15 protein-coding genes and 1 other annotated feature are annotated in these 17,665 nt (G+C 57.1%); of the genes, 3 read left to right on the top strand and 12 right to left on the bottom strand.

Annotated elements, in window-relative coordinates; genetic code table 11:
• Nucleotides 1–16: 16 nt before the first annotated feature.
• Nucleotides 17–1,339 carry a 6-phospho-alpha-glucosidase gene (locus NWV12_RS00075; protein WP_048981404.1) on the bottom strand — a complete coding sequence of 441 codons (1,323 nt, stop codon included), beginning with the start codon at nucleotides 1,337–1,339 and terminating at the stop codon, nucleotides 17–19.
• Nucleotides 1,336–2,958 (bottom strand): alpha-glucoside-specific PTS transporter subunit IIBC, encoded by a 1,623-nt coding sequence (locus tag NWV12_RS00070; RefSeq protein ID WP_033144347.1) that lies wholly within the window; start codon nucleotides 2,956–2,958, stop codon nucleotides 1,336–1,338. Before NWV12_RS00070 ends, NWV12_RS00075 begins: the two co-directional genes overlap by 4 nt.
• Nucleotides 2,959–3,179: 221 nt before the next feature.
• On the opposite strand from NWV12_RS00070, the gene NWV12_RS00065 reads away from it, so the two are divergent.
• Nucleotides 3,180–3,926: a GntR family transcriptional regulator gene (locus NWV12_RS00065; RefSeq protein ID WP_024907387.1), complete on the top strand. Its 747-nt coding sequence runs from the start codon at nucleotides 3,180–3,182 to the stop codon at nucleotides 3,924–3,926.
• Here the strand turns inward: NWV12_RS00065 and NWV12_RS00060 are convergent.
• The 3 genes from NWV12_RS00060 to ibpA all read right to left on the bottom strand — a co-directional run bounded on the left by NWV12_RS00060 (nucleotide 3,894) and on the right by ibpA (nucleotide 6,696).
• Nucleotides 3,894–5,555, bottom strand: a complete 1,662-nt coding sequence (locus tag NWV12_RS00060; protein WP_039260365.1) for a putative transporter — start codon at nucleotides 5,553–5,555, stop codon at nucleotides 3,894–3,896. The genes NWV12_RS00065 and NWV12_RS00060 overlap by 33 nt on opposite strands.
• 165 nt (nucleotides 5,556–5,720) lie before the next feature.
• Nucleotides 5,721–6,149 carry a small heat shock chaperone IbpB gene (ibpB, locus tag NWV12_RS00055; protein WP_032662053.1) on the bottom strand — a complete coding sequence of 143 codons (429 nt, stop codon included), beginning with the start codon at nucleotides 6,147–6,149 and terminating at the stop codon, nucleotides 5,721–5,723.
• Nucleotides 6,150–6,285: 136 nt separating this feature from the next.
• The gene (ibpA, locus tag NWV12_RS00050; protein WP_008500162.1) at nucleotides 6,286–6,696 is read right to left on the bottom strand and encodes a small heat shock chaperone IbpA; all 411 of its coding nucleotides are present in this window, start codon (nucleotides 6,694–6,696) and stop codon (nucleotides 6,286–6,288) included.
• Nucleotides 6,690–6,761, bottom strand: a sequence feature (ROSE (Repression Of Heat Shock gene Expression) occurs in the 5'-region of heat shock genes and acts as an RNA thermometer to modulate expression.). It overlaps the preceding gene by 7 nt.
• Before the next feature lie 248 nt (nucleotides 6,762–7,009).
• Here ibpA and NWV12_RS00045 point away from each other — a divergent pair.
• A complete protein-coding gene (locus NWV12_RS00045) occupies nucleotides 7,010–7,342 on the top strand; it encodes a YceK/YidQ family lipoprotein (RefSeq protein WP_039260364.1) in 333 nt (110 codons plus the stop codon).
• Here the strand turns inward: NWV12_RS00045 and NWV12_RS00040 are convergent.
• The 3 genes from NWV12_RS00040 to NWV12_RS00030 form a co-directional block, all read right to left on the bottom strand.
• The gene (locus tag NWV12_RS00040; protein ID WP_048981403.1) at nucleotides 7,339–8,568 is read right to left on the bottom strand and encodes a DUF3748 domain-containing protein; all 1,230 of its coding nucleotides are present in this window, start codon (nucleotides 8,566–8,568) and stop codon (nucleotides 7,339–7,341) included. The two genes, NWV12_RS00045 and NWV12_RS00040, sit on opposite strands and share 4 nt — an antisense overlap.
• 50 nt (nucleotides 8,569–8,618) lie before the next feature.
• On the bottom strand, nucleotides 8,619–9,431 hold the full coding sequence (gene yidA, locus NWV12_RS00035; protein WP_048981402.1) for a sugar-phosphatase: 813 nt from the start codon (nucleotides 9,429–9,431) through the stop codon (nucleotides 8,619–8,621).
• Nucleotides 9,432–9,546: 115 nt separating this feature from the next.
• Nucleotides 9,547–10,572, bottom strand: coding sequence for an NAD(P)-dependent alcohol dehydrogenase (locus NWV12_RS00030; protein ID WP_048981401.1), 1,026 nt, complete (start codon nucleotides 10,570–10,572; stop codon nucleotides 9,547–9,549).
• Between the two features lie 110 nt (nucleotides 10,573–10,682).
• Between NWV12_RS00030 and NWV12_RS00025 the strand changes: the two genes are divergently transcribed.
• Nucleotides 10,683–11,618, top strand: a complete 936-nt coding sequence (locus tag NWV12_RS00025; RefSeq protein ID WP_048981400.1) for a LysR family transcriptional regulator — start codon at nucleotides 10,683–10,685, stop codon at nucleotides 11,616–11,618.
• Between the two features lie 34 nt (nucleotides 11,619–11,652).
• On the opposite strand, the gene gyrB is transcribed toward NWV12_RS00025, so the two are convergent.
• The 4 genes from gyrB to dnaA are packed head-to-tail and all read right to left on the bottom strand — an operon-like array spanning nucleotide 11,653 to nucleotide 17,665.
• Nucleotides 11,653–14,064, bottom strand: coding sequence for a DNA topoisomerase (ATP-hydrolyzing) subunit B (gene gyrB, locus NWV12_RS00020; protein WP_023333933.1), 2,412 nt, complete (start codon nucleotides 14,062–14,064; stop codon nucleotides 11,653–11,655).
• 28 nt (nucleotides 14,065–14,092) lie between these two features.
• Nucleotides 14,093–15,166, bottom strand: coding sequence for a DNA replication/repair protein RecF (gene recF / locus NWV12_RS00015; RefSeq protein ID WP_045888262.1), 1,074 nt, complete (start codon nucleotides 15,164–15,166; stop codon nucleotides 14,093–14,095).
• A complete protein-coding gene (dnaN, locus tag NWV12_RS00010) occupies nucleotides 15,166–16,266 on the bottom strand; it encodes a DNA polymerase III subunit beta (protein ID WP_023309804.1) in 1,101 nt (366 codons plus the stop codon). Before dnaN ends, recF begins: the two co-directional genes overlap by 1 nt.
• 4 nt (nucleotides 16,267–16,270) lie before the next feature.
• Nucleotides 16,271–17,665, bottom strand: a complete 1,395-nt coding sequence (dnaA, locus tag NWV12_RS00005; RefSeq protein WP_010426558.1) for a chromosomal replication initiator protein DnaA — start codon at nucleotides 17,663–17,665, stop codon at nucleotides 16,271–16,273.

Here is a 17,665-nt window from a genome sequence, read left to right as displayed (position 1 = left end):
ATGCCGGTCAGGACGATTAGTGCAGCGCTGGCCAGAAGTCCTTATTGGCCTCGATCAGGTCATCCAGAATCGCTTTCGCGACGGACGCGCTCGGCACGGTTTTCGACAGTGTGATCGCCTGCCAGAGTTTCTGGTACGAGCGCTGCTCCCAGGCATCCACCACCAGTTTTTCCACCGCCACCTGCTGGCTCATCAGCCCTTTCTGGAAGTGTGGAATATCGCCCACCGTAAGCGGCTCTGGGCCGTTATGGCCTACCAGGCACGGGATCTCCACCATCGCGTCGGCATCAAAGTTATGGATGGCCCCGTTGTTTGGCACAATCAGCAGCATCCTCTCCTGAGTGTTGAAGGCAATCGCCGTCGCCAGATCGACGATGTACGACGCATGTTCGTCGATTTCCAGCTCACCGGCGGCAGAGTGACCGGCTTCAATAATCGCCCGGCAGGCGCTGAATACGTGCTTCTCACGGTGATCCATGACCTCATTGGCGCGGGTGCGTTCCGGGTTGGAGTGCGCGACCACGTAGTCCGGGAACAGGTAATACTTCAGGTAGGTGTTCGGCATGGTATCCGGATCAAGCGCCTGTACGTCTCTGGCTTTGGCAAAGGTATCGTTCCAGCTCGCTTCGGTATGCGCATCTTCCGAAGGCGGCACATAGCCGTTTTTCGCCACGTATTCGCGCAGTTTCGGCATCAAATCGTTGCCGTTGAGATCTTCAATCGAGGTCCACCAGCCGAAGTGGTTCAGACCGTAGTAGCGCACGCGCATCTCTTTGCGGTTTTTCAGACCGACAATCTGCGCCATGCGCCCTTCAATGCCGATCGGCATATCGCAGATGTTGAGGATTTTGGCGTTCGGACGCAGGCGACGCGTGGCTTCCGCAACAATCGCCGCCGGGTTGGAATAGTTCAGCATCCACGCGTTCGGGGAGTACTGCTGCATATAATCCACCAGCTCCAGCACGCCGCCGATAGAGCGCATGCCGTAGGAGATGCCGCCCGGTCCGCAGGTTTCCTGGCCCAGCACGCCGTGGCGCAGCGGGATTTTTTCATCTTTTTCACGCATCGGGTATTTGCCCACGCGGATATGCGCCATCACGAAATCCACATCGGTAAACGCCGCTTTAGGATCGGTGGTGTAGCTGAACTCAATCTCCGGCGCCTGCTCCCTGAAGATGATTTTGCACGCTTCGGCGATGGTCTCCTGACGTGCGCCGTCGTTGTCATAGAACTTCAGCGCGCGCAGCGGGAAACGGTCACGGTTGGCTAACAGCATCAGGACGATACCAGGCGTAAAGGTGCTGCCGCCGCCTGCAATAACAACTGAGAATTTTTTCATGATATAGCCTCTGTCAGGGTGGTTTGTTCATTCGTTAAAGGGGTTTTCATCAGCGATTCCAGCTGGTCGCGCACCTGAGGAACGTGCAGGCCGACAATCACCTGAATGCCGTTGCCGCGTCGCACCACGCCGTGGGCGCCGAGGGCTTTGAAGACGTCATCGCTTTGGGTTTTCGCCATATCCACCAGCGCAATGCGCAAGCGGGTGGCGCAGTTGTTGATGCTTTCGATGTTGGCCGCGCCGCCGAGCGCCTGCAGGAACCCGGCGGCCTGCCCTACCTGCTGGCTGGCCGCCGCCGGGGCGGTGGTTTGCCCGCGCGCCGCCTTATAGTCGGCCTTGCTGTAGAGTTTGATTTCGCTCTCTTCCCGGCCCGGCGTTTTCAGGTTCAGACGTTCGATCAGCGTTTTGAAGACCACGAAGTAAATCCCGGTGAAGCAGACGCCGATGCCGATCTGGGTGAATACCGTCGAGGCGTGGTTGTGGAACATTGGGATCCAGTTTTGCGGCAGGAACTGGTCCAGCAGGCCGCCGCCCATGTTCCCGACCACGCCAAAGGCGTACATCACCGTTGCCATGGTGGCCGCCAGCACCGCATGGACGGCAAAAAGCAGCGGCGAGATAAACAGGAAGGTGAACTCGAGCGGTTCAGTGATGCCCACCAGCACGGCGGTGAGCGTGGCCGGCACCAGCAGCCCCGCCACCTTGACGCGGTTTTCCGGCGACGCGGTGTACCAGATCGCCAGCGCAATCCCGACCGAGCCAAACACTTTTGAGTTGCCGTGCAGCGCGAATCCGCCTTCCGGGAAGAGGGTTTTCAGCGGCAGGGTGCTCTGGCTGAATTCCTGCAGGTGCTGTGCCCAGTAGACCTGAATGCCGCCTTCCACCGCCGCCGGGCCGAAGATGAACGGACCGTAGACGAAGTGGTGCAATCCAGTTGGGATCAGAATGCGTTCCAGGAAGGTATACACCCACACGCCCAGCGCACCGGCGGACCGCAGGAACGCCTGCAGGGACTCAATACCCATCTGCACTTTTGGCCAGCCCAGCAGCGTCAGCCAGGCGCAGGGGATCATGACGAAGAACGCGAGGATAACGACAAACGAGCTGCCCTGGAAAATCCCCAGAAAGACCGGCAGCGGCTTGTCGAAGTAGCGGTTGTGGATGGCGGTGACGATGCCTGAGATCACAATGGCACCGATGATGCTGGTATCGAGCGTTTTGATGCCGGCGATCATCGCCAGCCCGCTACCCGCCGTCGGTTCTGCGGAGAAGTCGACGCCGAAGAAGTGGCCCCAGGTCATCCCCATCGCGTTAATGAAGTAGTTCCAGGTCAGAAAGCTAATCAGCACCGCCAGACAGGCGCGGCCCTGCGCCTGCTTCGCCAGGCCAATCGGTAAGCCAACGGCAAAAATCAGCGGCATATTGCGAAACACCGCCCAGCCGCCCTCTTCAATGATGTGAACGATCTGCGCGAAAAGATGATCGGGGGCGGTTAAGGCTTCGCCGACAAACAGCGGGTTGCGAAGCATGATGGCGATTCCCACCACGATCCCGGCGAACGGAAACAGCAACACCGGGGTAAACATGGCACCGCCAAAACGTTGTATTTGACTGAGCATTTTTAAATCCTCATGAAACAACCTGTAGGGGTAGAGGCCTTTATGGTTTTTTGCTGGCCTGAGGTGAGCATAAGAACTTACTGATGCGCGAACATGGCGTGCCGCTGCGATTCGTGATCGCATTCATGATTTTATTTTGACCAATCAGGTCTACTTTTTGACGTAAATATGGACATGTCAGGACACAATCCACGCCCTGATAAGGGCAGAGAGGTCTACTGGTGATCTACAAATCTATTGCTGACAGATTGCGGCTGCGGCTGAATTCGTCGGACTACAACATCGGCAGCCCGCTGCCCGGCGAAAAGGCGCTGGCGCAGGAGTTCGGCGTGGCGCGAATGACCATCCGCAAGGCGCTCGATCTGCTGGTGAGCTGGGGGCTGGTTGAGCGGCGGCACGGCAGCGGAACCTTTGTCTCGCGCAAAGACGTTCACCACGAAACCACCAACCTGACCGGGCTGGTGGAGGTGCTGCGGCAGCAGGGAAAAGAGGTGCAGAGTAAGGTCTTACAGTTTGAAGTGATGCCCGCCCCGCCCGCCATCGCCAGCCAGCTGCGAATTCAGGTGGATGAGCGGATCTACTTTTCCCGGCGGGTGCGCTACGTGGACGGGAAGCCGCTGATGCTGGAGGACAGCTTTATGCCGGTGAAGCTGTTCCGCAACCTCTCGCTGGCGCATCTTGAGGGGTCTAAGTTTGATTACATCGAGAAGGAGTGCGGGATCACCATCAGCGGCAACTACGAGAGCCTGACGCCGGTGCTGGCAGATAAAACGCTGGCCGGTTATATGAACCTGCCGGAACAGACGCCGCTGCTGCGAATTACCTCTCTCTCCTACAGCGACAGCGGCGAGTTCCTCAATTATTCCGTGATGTTCCGAAATACCAGTGATTACCAGGTGGACTACCATCTGCGGCGCATCCACCCGGATGACCTGCTAGCTCATCCCCCAGAACAGCACCGCCAGTAGCTGCGGGGTGATGATGCGCAAGAACATCACCAGCGGATAGACGGTGGCATAGGAGAGCGCGGCCGCACCGCTGGTGGCGTGCAGGTTGTTGGCAAAAGCCAGCGCGGGCGGATCGGTCATGGAGCCCGCCAGCATCCCGCACAGCGTCAGGTAGTTCATTTTGGCGAACATACGCGCCAGTATTCCCACCGTCAGCAGCGGGATCGCCGTGATAAAGATGCCGTATCCAACCCAGCTCATCCCTTCGCCCTTGACCAGGGTATCGACAAAATCCCCTCCGGATTTCAGGCCGACCACCGCCAGGAACAGCACGATGCCCAGCTCGCGCAGCGCCAGGTTGGCGCTCGGCGGCATAAACCAGTAGAGCTTCCCGATACAGCCGATACGCCCGAGGATCAGCGCCATAATCAGCGGCCCGCCCGCCAGGCCCAGCTTGAGCGCCACCGGGAAGCCCGGCACGTACACAGGAATAGAACCGAGCAGCACGCCGAGCCCGATACCGATAAACACCGGCAGCATCTGCACCTGCTGCAGTTTTTGCTGGGCGTTACCCACCATATCCGCCACGGCGTCGATGGACGACGGGCGCCCGACCAGGTTGAGGATATCCCCGAACTGCAGGCTAGCCTCCGGGCTGGCGACCAGTTCAACACCCGCACGGTTAAGGCGAGAGATCACCACGTCATAGCGCTCTTTTACCTGCAGATCGCGTATTTTCTTGCCAAGAACGTGTTCGTTAGTCACCACAACGCGTTCCACGCGCATATCGGTGCCGCGGGTTGAGAGCGAGGTATCCACTTCCTGGCCAATCACCAGCCGCGCGTTGTTTAAATCTCCGGGCTGGCCGACCAGGTGCAGCAGATCGCCCTGCCGAATGACGGTGCCGGGCGCGGGCACCATCAGCATATCGTCACGCTTGAGGCGGGAGCAGATGATATTGGCGCTGTTGAGGATCGGCACGTCCTGAATCGCCATATTGTTCAGGTTGGGGTTATCGACCCGAATGTTGATGGTTTTAATTGGCATATGGCCGTTGGTGAGCGTGGTTTCGTGGTCCTTCGCCTCTTTGTCGACGTTAATGCGAAACAGGACGCGTACCAGCCACATGGAAAGCAGAATGCCGCAAATCCCAAACGGGTAGGCCATGGCGTAGCTCATCCCCATCTGGTCGACGATGCCGGGTTCGATGCCCAAATCGCGCAGGATTTGCTGCCCGGCGCCGAGCGCAGGCGTGTTGGTAACCGCCCCGGAGAAAATGCCCAGCACCACGGGGAGCGGGATATCGAAGATTTTATGCAGAATTGCGGTGACCAGCCCGCCCATCACCACAATGCCGAGGGCAAACAGGTTGAGCCGTAATCCGGAGACCCGAAGTGAGGCGAAAAAGCCCGGTCCCACCTGAATACCGATGGTATAAACGAAGAGGATCAGGCCGAACTCCTGGGTAAAGTGGAGCATTTCGGCGCTGAGGACCAGCCCGAGCTTGTCGGCGAAGTGCCCGACAAAAATGCCGCCAAACAGTACCCCGCCTATCCCAAACCCGACGCCACGGATTTTGATATTACCTATCCACAGGCCAACAACAGCGACCAGAGCCAACACGCTGACGGTTAACGCGATATCACTCATGACCCACTTCCTTAGCATAACCTTAGTTATGCTAAGGATTCTCTCAGAGCCGGAGGCGGTTGTATGGGTGATGGCGCACAAAAAAGCCCTGCCGGGGCAGGGCTTTATCTTTTCACCCTCTCCCTGTAGGAGAGGGCCGGGGTGAGGGCATCAGCCCGCACACTATTAGCTATTCAACGCAGGCCGCTCGCTAATGGCGATACGCTGCGGCGCGATGGCTTCCGGCACGTTGCGGATCAGGTCGATATGCAGCAGACCGTTGGTAAACGTTGCGCCGGACACTTCCATATGGTCTGCCAGGGTAAAGCTCAGGCTAAACGGCTGATTAACCAGCCCCTGATGCAACCATTTTGTCTCGGTCTCTTGTTTTTCCGGCGTTCCCTTCACGGTCAGGCGAGTGCCTTCAAGCTGGATGTCCAGATCGTCCTGGCGGAAACCGGCCAGCGCAAGGGTAATGCGATAGTGGTTATCGTCGCTCTTTTCGATGTTGTACGGCGGAAACGTCTGTTGCTCGGTGGTGCTTTGCAGGGCGTTAGCCAGTTTGTCAAAACCAATCCACTGACGCAGCAGGGGGGATAAATCGTAGTTACGCATACTAAATCTCCTTCTGAGAAGCGAGTTCGGCACAGTGTAATTTTGTGCACAGTTGTTCCTGCAAATCCTGATGGATTCGCATATGCTCCCGTTACGGCAAGCAAGTCTGGGTGGGCCGCTTACGCGACCCGCGTAATTAGTTAATTTCGATACGACGCGGTTTTTTCTCTTCCGGAATCACACGTTCCAGTTCGATAAACAGCAGGCCGTTAACCAGGTTCGCGCCTTTAACGTGAATGTTCTCGGCTAACTGGAACTTGCGTTCAAAGTTGCGCTCGGCGATGCCCTGATAAAGATAGGTACGTTCTTTCTGCTCGGCCGTATGGGAACCTTTCACCACCAGCAGGTTGTCCTGCGCGGTGATCTCCAGTTCATTTTCTGCAAAACCGGCGACGGCAATAGCGATGCGGTAGTGGTTTTCGTCAACCAGCTCAACATTGTATGGAGGGTAGCCGTTGCTCTGGCTTTGGTTATTTTCTAAATGGTTAAACAGGCGGTCAAAACCAATTGCAGAACGGTATAGCGGAGAAAGATCGAAGTTACGCATAAATAAAACTCCTGAAATCAGCGAGAAATTGTAGCCTTCCACCATGGACAGGCCTTTGCGCCCCCGAACACCCATCAGGCGAGTTCGTTATCGGGCCACATTCTTAAAATGGGTCTGCAATCGGGCTTTTCAAGAACGACAGCTGCACTTTTTTTTGCACTTTCCTGCATCTCGCTTAGACTGGGACAACAGCACAAAGGGTTAAATTGCGATGGCTGCCACAGTGCGGGGTTATCGGGCTATCCATTTTGGATAAGGCTCGCTATAACCCAGAGTTGCAGGTCTATGTAGTGCCATTAACGATGACTGAGTGATGATGAAAAATGTTCTGATAAAGCTGACGACGTTCAGCGGGGTAGTTTTACTTTGCGGGTGTTCGAGCGTGATGTCTCACACCGGCGGTAAAGAAGGAACATATCCGGGGACGCGCGCCAGCGCGGCGATGCTCTCCGATGACGATACAAACTGGGGTACCAAATCCCTGGTTATCCTGGATATGCCGTTTACGGCCGTGGCGGATACGCTTCTGCTGCCGTGGGATATGTTTCGTAAGGATAACTCCGTGCGCTCGCGGGTAGAGAAAAGCGAGCAGGAAAATCTGGCGACAAACGCCGTCATTCCGCCCGCTGACATGCCTCCACGCTAGTACTGCGCGGTTTCCGTTACCCAAAGCTGACGGAAACCGGCTGTCTCCTCCATCCACGCAATAACGCGCCCGTCCGGGGAAAACACGACCGCATCAGCAGACGGCGGGTTGCCGTGATCGGACGTCAAAAACGTCACCCCTCCGGTCTGTGCGTCGCAGCAGGCGATCCGATTTTCGAGCACAAACCCCAGACTGTCGCCCGCAGGATGCCAGTTAAATGCTGACTGAATATCGCTCCCGGTACGCGTCAACTGGCGCGGTTCGCCGCCCTCAGGAGAGATCAGCCACAGCTGCACAATGCCGTTATCATCCCGCATCAGAAACGCAATCTGCGTCCCCTGCGGGTTGCAGCGAACCCAGTGACGCGGCACGTTCACCAGGCCCGGGTACGCCCTCTGATGCGTAAAGGTCAAACGACGCTGGTTCACACCCGCAGGCGGCGTAGGCAGGGTCTCCGTCGTGCCCTGTAGCGGCGCATCGCCCGCACGCTTCCAGCCCTGCTCGTCTTCCGGCAGATTTACGATAAACAGTTCGGGGACTTTTTCGCCCTGCGCAGAGAGGGTATCGCCGATAAACGCCAGCCTGCCGTTGCCCACCCAACCCTCTTCGTAAGCGCGGTTGATTTCATCGCTGCCCGGCCGTGGGTTAGGCGTCGTGCGGCTAACCAGCACGCTCCAGAAGGTTCCCGAATATTCACGGGGATGGTTCCCCTGCGGGTTCACCGGGCCGTAAGGCGCAGCCACGCCGACGTTGCGTAAATCGAGTTTAGGATCGCGCTCGTGCAGGACATGGTCGTTATAGGTAAAGCTGACGAGCTGCCCGTTCGGGCTGAAGACATGGACGTGGCTACCGCCGCGCAGCGCCCCTGCGGTGTAGGGCGCAGTGATATCCATCGCGTCCAGGTTGCTCACCTGACCGTTTTGCGCAATCACTCCCTGGCGATGATGAAAATCGTAGTGCCAGTCTGCGTCCGGGTTTTTCGGGCCGTGGATAAAGACGTATTTGTCCTGTGCAGGATGAACGGTCACCACGCCGACGTGCGCGCCATCTGTGGCGCGATATACCACCTCTACCTCACCCGTAGCGACATTGACCCGCTCGATGGTTTCACCGGTGAACGACGAACCGGACGGGCGCACGTCGTAGACCAGCCACTGGCTGTCCGGCGTCCAGGTATTGATGTTGGTCAGCTGGTGGTTGCGGGAAGCGAAGGTGATTTGTTTCATGAGGATACCCTGATGCGCAGTTATCGCATCAGGGTATCGCAAGCGGGTTTTTAGTTCAGCACAAACTTCTCAATGGCATAAGCCACGCCGTCTTCGAGGTTGGATTTAGTCACGAAGTTAGCCACCTCTTTCACCGACGGGATCGCGTTATCCATCGCCACGCCCATACCGGCGAATTCGATCATCGCGATGTCATTTTCCTGGTCGCCCAGCGCCATGATCTCTTCCTGTTTAATGCCCAGCGCATCGGCCAGTGATTTGACACCGGTGCCTTTATTGACGCGTTTATCGAGGATTTCGAGGAAGTACGGCGCACTTTTCAGCACGGTGTACTTCTCTTTTACCTCCGCCGGAATGCGCGCAATCGCTTTATCCAGGATCTCCGGCTCGTCGATCATCATCACTTTCAGGAACTGCGTCGCCGGGTCCATTTTCTCCGCTTCACAGAACACCAGCGGAATGGTCGCAACGTAGGATTCATGTACCGTGTAGTAGCTGATATCGCGGTTGGCGGTATAGAGCGTATTGCGATCGAGCGCGTGGAAGTGGGAACCCACTTCACGGGACAGTTTTTCCAGGAACAGATAGTCTTCGTAGCTCAGCGCGGTTTGCGCAACCGTACTGCCATCTGCGGCTTTCTGCACCAGCGCGCCGTTATAGGTGATGCAGTAGTCGCCCGGCTGATTCATGTGCAGCTCTTTCAGGTAGCTGTGTACGCCCGCATACGGACGCCCCGTGGTCAGGACCACATTCACGCCCTTAGCGCGCGCCGCGGCGATCGCGTTTTTAACGGCTGGAGAGATGGTGTGGTCTGGCAGCAGCAGCGTGCCGTCCATGTCGATTGCAATGAGTTTGATAGCCATGAGTTCCCCGGAATAAATGAGTGCTGCCTCATGCTAACGCGATTAAGCACACAAAAATAGAGCTATATTGCGCAACAGGAACACCCCTTTTACGCTTATCCCGGGGAACAAAAGCTTACTCGCGGGTGAGCACAATTTTACCGAACGCGCCGCGATCCAGATGTTCAAAGGCCAGTTCAAGCTCGTTAAAACGGTAGCGATGCTCAATCACCGGCTTCAGCCCCGTGACGTCAACTGCGCGGACAAAATCTTCCAGCGCCCGGCGATGCCCCACGCCAATCCCCTGAATGACGGGGGATTTCAGCAGCAGTTCGCCAGCAGATAGCGTAATCTCCGTGCCTGCCAGCACGCCAATCACGGAGATACGCCCGTGAACGGCAACGGCGCGCAGGGAGTGCTTCAGGTTCTCTCCGCCTACGGTTTCAATAATATGGTCGATACCGCGATCCTGCGTGAGCGCCAGCGTATTTTCAGCCCAGTCGCTTTTCAGGCGGTTGATGCCGTGGCTGGCCCCCAGCGTTTTGGCCAGCGCCAGTTTCTCATCGCTCCCCGAGGTGACAAACACCTCCGCGCCGTGCGCTTTTGCAATCTGAAGGGCGAATATCGCCACGCCGCCCGTGCCCTGCACCAGCACCGATTGCCCGGCGCGGAGCTGGCCGCGCTCCACCAGCGCAAACCAGGCGGTAAGCCCTGCGCAGGGCAAGGTGCTTGCCTCGGCGTCATCCAGGGTCTCAGGAGAGGCCACCAGCGCGTCTTCCTTCACAATCACATACTCGGACAGCATGCCCTGGAAGTATCCACCGGACGTTTTATAGGGCAGATTGCGCGCGTCCGCCTGCGGCTTACCGTCGATCCACTCCGGGAAGAAGGTTGAGATGACGCGCGCGCCGGGCTGGAAGCGCGTAACGCCTTCACCAATGCTGTCCACCACGCCCGCCATGTCAGACGCCGGGGTAAACGGGAAGGAAAGCGGGATCGGCATTGTGCCTTCAACAACCATTTTATCGCGATAGTTAAGCGCAACGGCATTTACCCTTACGCGCACTTCACCCGGGCCAGGCTGTGGAACGGGCGCCTGAGTCAGCTGGAGGTTCTCGCGCCCGAGGGCATCCATGGACCAGCGTTGCATTGTCTCTGTCATTTTATTTCTCCTGCCATCAGATGAGCTTTAGTCCTGACAGTCTACCGTTGACTAATGGTCGCCAGTGGCGATAAGTTTTCTCTTTATTGACGCCAGAATAGATACAATCCATGACCGATACGCTGAAGGATATTCCTGTTTTCGTGGCCGCCGTTGAGGCGGGAAGTTTCGCGCAGGCCGCGATTCGCCTGCATTTGTCACGTTCGGCGGTCGGAAAAAGCATCGCTCGCCTCGAACAGCGGCTGGGGGTACGTCTTTTTCAGCGCACCACCCGCAGCCAGAGTCTGACCGATAACGGCGCCCTTTTTTATGAACGCTGTCTGCGCGCGCTGGAGGAGATTCGGGGTGCGGAATCGCTACTTGAAACGGGGAAACAGCAGGTCAGCGGCCGCCTGCGCGTTGCCATGCCGGTGCTGTTTGGTCGCCAGTGCGTCGCCCCCTTGCTGATAGCGCTGGCGCAGGAACACCCCGGGCTTGAGCTGGAAATGTCATTCAGCGACCGCGTGGTGGATCTGGTCGAGGAAGGGTTTGATATGGCGGTGCGTAACGGCACGCTTCAGGACAGCAGCGTGCTGGTCGCCAGAAAGCTGGGAGAACACCGCATGGTGCTGTGCGCCGCGCCGGAGTATCTGCTGAAGAAAGGCCAGCCACAAAGCGTTAATGATTTATCCCAGCATACGGCCATCAACTATTTGAGCGCAGGCAGAGTGTTGTCCTGGCAGCTGATGGATAACGAAGGAACGTCGCACACCTTTACACCCCGATCGTCGCTCAATATGGATGATTTGCAGGCGATCTGCGACGCTGCGCTGGCCGGACACGGCATTGCATGGCTGCCCTGCTGGATGGTCGTCAAAGATATTCACCAGGGTAAACTCGTCCCGCTCCTGAAGCAGGCACCGGATGTGCATTTCAACGTTCATGCCGTGTGGCAGCAGACGCCGCATCTGCCGCTGAGGGTAAGAATAGCGATAGATACGCTGGCGAGCCGTTTACCATCCGTGATGTCGCTGGATATGCCTGCGCCCACAAAAAAGCCGCGCTAAAAGCGCGGCCAGTTATCGTGCGGTATAACGACGATTAAATATCGATATTTGCCGCTTTCAGGGCGTTCTCTTCGATGAAGGCACGACGTGGTTCAACCGCATCGCCCATCAGGGTCGTGAACAGCTGGTCCGCAGCAATCGCGTCTTTAACGGTGACGCGCAGCATGCGGCGGCTTTCCGGATCCATGGTGGTTTCCCACAGCTGGTCCGGGTTCATTTCGCCCAGACCTTTATAGCGCTGGATCGCAAGACCACGACGAGACTCTTTCACCAGCCAGTCCAGCGCCTGCTCGAAGCTGGCTACCGGCTGACGACGTTCGCCACGCTCGATGAACGCATCGTCTTCGATCAGGCCGCGCAGCGTCTCGCCGAGCGTGCAGATACGACGGTATTCCGGACCGGTCACAAACTCGTGCTCCAGCGGATAGTCGGTGTCAACGCCGTGGGTACGCACGCGAATAATAGGCTCGAACTGCTTATCGGCGTTCTGCTGGATATCGCATTTCCACATGCTGCCGTGCTGCTCTTTTTCGTTCAGATCGGTCACCAGGGCATTCACCCAGCGGGTCACGGTCTGCTCGTCGCTCAGATCGGCTTCGGTCAGGGTCGGCTGATAAACCAGCTCCTTCAGCAGCGTTTTCGGATAACGGCGTTCCATACGCGTAATCATTTTCTGCGTGGCGTTGAACTCGGACACCAGACGCTCCAGCGGCTCACCGGCCAGTGCAGGGGCGTGCGAGTTCGCGTGCAGGGTCGCGCCATCAAGGGCGATCGCGATTTGGTACTGATCCATCGCTTCGTCGTCTTTAATGTACTGTTCCTGCTTGCCTTTCTTCACCTTGTACAGCGGCGGCTGTGCAATATAGACGTGACCACGCTCAACGATTTCAGGCATCTGACGATAGAAGAAGGTCAACAGCAGCGTACGAATGTGCGAGCCGTCGACGTCCGCATCGGTCATGATGATGATGCTGTGATAGCGCAGTTTGTCCGGGTTGTACTCATCACGGCCGATGCCGCAGCCCAGCGCGGTGATGAGCGTCGCCACTTCCTGAGAAGAGAGCATCTTGTCGAAACGGGCTTTCTCAACGTTGAGGATTTTACCCTTCAGCGGCAGGATAGCCTGGTTCTTACGGTTACGGCCCTGCTTCGCAGAACCGCCCGCGGAGTCCCCTTCCACGAGGTACAGTTCGGACAGCGCCGGGTCACGTTCCTGGCAGTCAGCCAGTTTGCCCGGCAGGCCTGCTAAGTCCAGCGCGCCTTTACGACGGGTCATTTCACGGGCCTTACGCGCCGCTTCACGGGCACGCGCCGCATCGATAATTTTACCCACAACGATTTTCGCGTCGGACGGGTTTTCCAGCAGGTATTCGCTCAGCAGTTCGTTCATCTGCTGTTCAACCGCCGATTTCACCTCGGAAGAGACCAGCTTGTCTTTGGTCTGTGAGGAGAACTTCGGATCCGGCACCTTCACGGAGACAACGGCAATCAGGCCTTCACGGGCATCGTCACCGGTGGCGCTGACTTTCGCTTTCTTGCTGTAGCCTTCTTTGTCCATGTAGGCGTTCAGGGTACGGGTCATCGCCGCACGGAAGCCTGCAAGGTGAGTACCGCCGTCACGCTGCGGAATGTTGTTGGTGAAGCAGTAGATGTTTTCCTGAAAACCGTCGTTCCACTGCAGCGCCACTTCCACGCCGATACCGTCTTTTTCGGTTGAGAAATAGAAGATATTCGGGTGAATAGGCGTTTTGTTCTTGTTCAGATACTCAACGAACGCCTTGATACCGCCTTCGTAGTGGAAGTGGTCTTCTTTGCCGTCACGCTTGTCGCGCAGGCGGATAGAGACGCCGGAGTTCAGGAACGACAGTTCGCGCAGGCGTTTCGCCAGGATGTCGTACTCGAATTCGGTGACGTTGGTGAAGGTTTCATGGCTCGGCCAGAAACGCACCATGGTACCGGTTTTGTCGGTATCGCCGGTAACGGCCAGCGGTGCCTGCGGCACGCCGTGCGTATAGAGCTGACGGTGAATTTTGCCTTCGCGCTGGATAACCAGCTCCAGCTTCTGCGACAGGGCGTTAACCACGGAGACGCCTACGCCGTGCAGGCCGCCGGAAACTTTATAGGAGTTATCGTCAAACTTACCGCCTGCGTGCAGCACGGTCATGATCACTTCCGCAGCAGAGACGCCCTCTTCCGGGTGAATACCGGTTGGGATGCCACGACCATCATCGGTGACGGAGACGGAGTTGTCCGCATGGATGGTGACCACGATGTCTTTACAGTGACCCGCGAGCGCTTCGTCGATAGCGTTATCTACCACCTCGAATACCATGTGGTGCAGACCGGTGCCGTCATCCGTGTCGCCGATATACATACCCGGGCGCTTACGCACCGCATCCAGCCCTTTCAGGACTTTGATACTGGAGGAGTCATAAGAATTCGACATCAACGTTTCTCGCTCATTTCAACTTGGGTTAATCCGTTATTTTACCCTTTTCCACGGTAAACATCTTCGAATTTTCGTCCGACATGTCTATAACGTGTTCAGCACTAATGGCGCTGACGAAAACCTGCGACTGCGTGGCTTTTAAGCGGCTGGCAAGCAGCCCGCGCCGCGCGTCGTCAAGTTCCGAGGCAAAATCATCTATCAGGTACAGGCAGCGTCTTCCGCTCTCGCGGGTGAGAAACTCTCCCTGTGCCAGGCGCAGCGCACACATCAGGAGCTTGAGCTGCCCGCGCGACAGCGTGTCTTCCACCGGTGCACCGTCGGCACGAATGCGGAAATCCGCCTTGTGCGGGCCGTGCGCGGTATAGGTCAACATGCGGTCGCGCTCGAAGCTTCTCTCTAACACCTCGGCATAATCCGTCTCTTTCTCCCAGCCACGCTGGAAAGAGAAGGAGAGAGAGAACTCGGGTAAAAACTGTTTGCAGGTGTCGGCCATGTCTTCGGCGATACCTGCGCTGTATTCGGCACGCCAGTTGCTGATTTGTTCCGCGAGAGGGATTAACTCCATGTCCCACGGACGCAGCTGGGCGTAACGGGTAACCTGGCGCAGTGCAGCGTTACGCTGCTTGAGCAGACGCTTCAGATTGCTCCAGGCGTTAAAGAAACCGGCTTCGTTGTGAAAGCATCCCCAGTCGAGGAATGCTCTTCTGTATTTGGGGCCGCCGTTGAGTAAAGTAAACCCCTCCGGCGTAATCAGCTGCATTGGCATCAGCAGCGCCAGCTCCGCCACTTTATGGCCGTCGGTGCCGTCGATGCGCACCTTGCTGTCGCCCTGCTTGTCTTTGGTCAGGCCGATCGCGGTTTCCCGCTCCGCCCCCTGCAAACGCCCGTGCAGAACAAAGGATTCCTGCTCGTGGCGAATGACGCGACCAATCTGCAAACTGCGAAACGCCCGACCGTGGCCGAGCGTATAGATGGCCTCAAGCACGCTGGTTTTGCCGCTGCCGTTTGCGCCAACCAGGAAGTTAAAGCCAGGGGATAAAGCGAGATCCGCGCTTTCAATATTGCGAAAGTCGCGGATCAACAGACGGGTGAGCGACATTACAGTCTCATTGGCATAACAACATAGGCAGCCGACTGTGATGCGGCATCTTCAATCTGTACGCTTGAAACGGAGTCGGTCAGCAGAATGCGCACGTTTTCGCATTTCAGCGCATTCAGCACATCCAGTACATAGCTGACGTTAAAGCCGATTTCCATCTCGGTTCCGGCGTAGGTGACGTCCAGAATCTCTTCTGCCTCTTCCTGCTCCGGGTTGTTAGCGGTGATTTTGATCTGGTTTTCACTCACGTACAGGCGCACGCCGCGGAATTTCTCGTTGGAGAGAATGGCTGCACGGGCAAAGGCCTGCTTGAGGCTATCGCAGCCCGCTTCCAGCGTTTTGTCCGGATTCTTCGGCAATACGCGGCGATAATCCGGGAAACGACCGTCAACCAGCTTCGAAGTGAAAACAAAATCGCCCACGTGTGCGCGGATGTTGTTGCTGCCGATCTGCACGCGCAGCGGCGTGTCGCCGCCGTCGAGCATACGCATCAGCTCAATCACCCCTTTACGCGGCACGATCACCGAATGGTTTGGCAGCGCGTCGCCAATCGGCATAGAACAGACCGCCAGACGGTGGCCGTCGGTGGCTACGGTACGCAGCTCTTCACCTTCGGTTTCGAACAGCATGCCGTTTAAGTAGTAACGGACGTCCTGATGCGCCATGGAGAACTGCGTGGCTTCAATCAGACGCTTCATCGTCGCCTGCGGCAGGGTGAATTCAACTTCGCTCTGCCAGTCGTCCAGGTTCGGGAAGTCCGCAGCAGGCAGCGTGGAGAGCGAGAAACGGCTGCGGCCAGAGCGCACCAGCATACGGTCGCCTTCCAGCTGCACGGCGATTTCAGCGCCTTCCGGCAGCCCGCGGCAGATATCAAAGAATTTACGTGCCGGAACCGTGGTCGCGCCCGCGTCGTGCGGCTGCGTCAGCGTAACGCGCGCGATCATTTCCATTTCCAGATCTGTACCGGTCAGCGACAGCGTACCGTCCGCGACCTGAAGCAGCAGGTTTCCGAGAATAGGCAGCGTTGGGCGGCCACCTAATGGGCCACTCACCTGTTGCAGCGGTTTTAATAAATGTTCACGTTCAACGGTAAATTTCATAGCGTCACGATGATAATGTTCTGATTAAATTGGAAAAATCTTCTTTTATGTCGTGGCTTTCTTCGCGTAACTGCTCAATCTTACGACAAGCGTGCAGCACGGTCGTATGGTCGCGGCCACCAAACGCATCTCCGATTTCCGGCAGACTGTGGTTGGTTAACTCCTTTGCCAGCGCCATCGCCATCTGACGCGGACGCGCCACCGAGCGGGAACGACGTTTAGACAGTAAATCTGCCACTTTGATCTTGTAGTACTCAGCCACCGTCTTTTGAATATTGTCGATAGTGACCAGTTTTTCCTGCAATGCCAGCAAATCGCGCAGCGCTTCACGCACAAAATCGATGGTGATCGCACGACCGGTAAAGTTGGCATTGGCGATAACGCGGTTCAGCGCCCCTTCCAGCTCACGCACGTTGGAGCGCAGACGCTTGGCAATGAAGAACGCCACTTCGCCCGGCAGGCGAATGTCGTTTTCATCGGCTTTCTTCATCAGGATCGCGACGCGGGTTTCCAGCTCCGGTGGCTCGATCGCCACGGTCAGGCCCCAGCCGAAGCGGGATTTCAGACGATCTTCAACGCCGTTGATCTCTTTTGGATAACGATCCGAGGTCAAAATGATCTGCTGATTGCCTTCCAGCAGGGCATTGAAGGTGTGGAAAAACTCTTCCTGCGATCGTTCTTTATTCGCAAAGAACTGGATGTCATCGATGAGCAGCGCGTCAACGGAACGATAGTAGCGTTTAAACTCTTCGATCGCATTGTTTTGCAGGGCTTTTACCATGTCCTGAACGAAGCGCTCGGAGTGCATATACACCACTTTGGCATTGGGCTTGCGCGCCATAATGCCGTTACCCACTGCATGCAGCAGGTGCGTTTTACCCAGACCCGTGCCGCCGTAAAGGAACAGCGGGTTGTAGGCCCCACCGGGATTATCAGCAACCTGACGAGCCGCCGCGCGCGCCAGCTGGTTCGACTTACCTTCAACGAAGTTATCGAACGTGTGTTTCACGTTAACGTTAGAGCGGTAGGTTGGCTCAGCCGGTGCGGGGACATTATCCCAGCCCTGACGAGCGGGTGCGACGCGAGGGGCCGGAGCAGGCGCGGCCTGAGCGGGCGCTGCTACGTTCACGGTTTCACGGACGGTTTGGGTCACCGGCTTTGTGCCCACTTCAAAGCGCAGCTGCGGGGCATCTGACCCGCAGAAATCGTTCAGCAGTCCATTGATGTTATTAAGGTACTTGTCCCTTACCCAATCGAGCACAAAACGGTTTGGCGCATACAAAGCCAGCGTGTTATCGCTCAGTTCCGCCTGCAATGGGCGGATCCACATACTGAATTCTGTGGCTGGTAACTCATCCTGCAATCGGGCAAGACACTGCTGCCAAAGCGAAAGTGACAC

It is taken from the genome of Enterobacter sp. Crenshaw, assembly GCF_024734705.1.
GTDB lineage: Bacteria > Pseudomonadota > Gammaproteobacteria > Enterobacterales > Enterobacteriaceae > Enterobacter > Enterobacter asburiae_B.
Note: the sequence above shows the minus strand (reverse complement) of the source record. Positions and strands in the feature narration are given on the sequence as shown.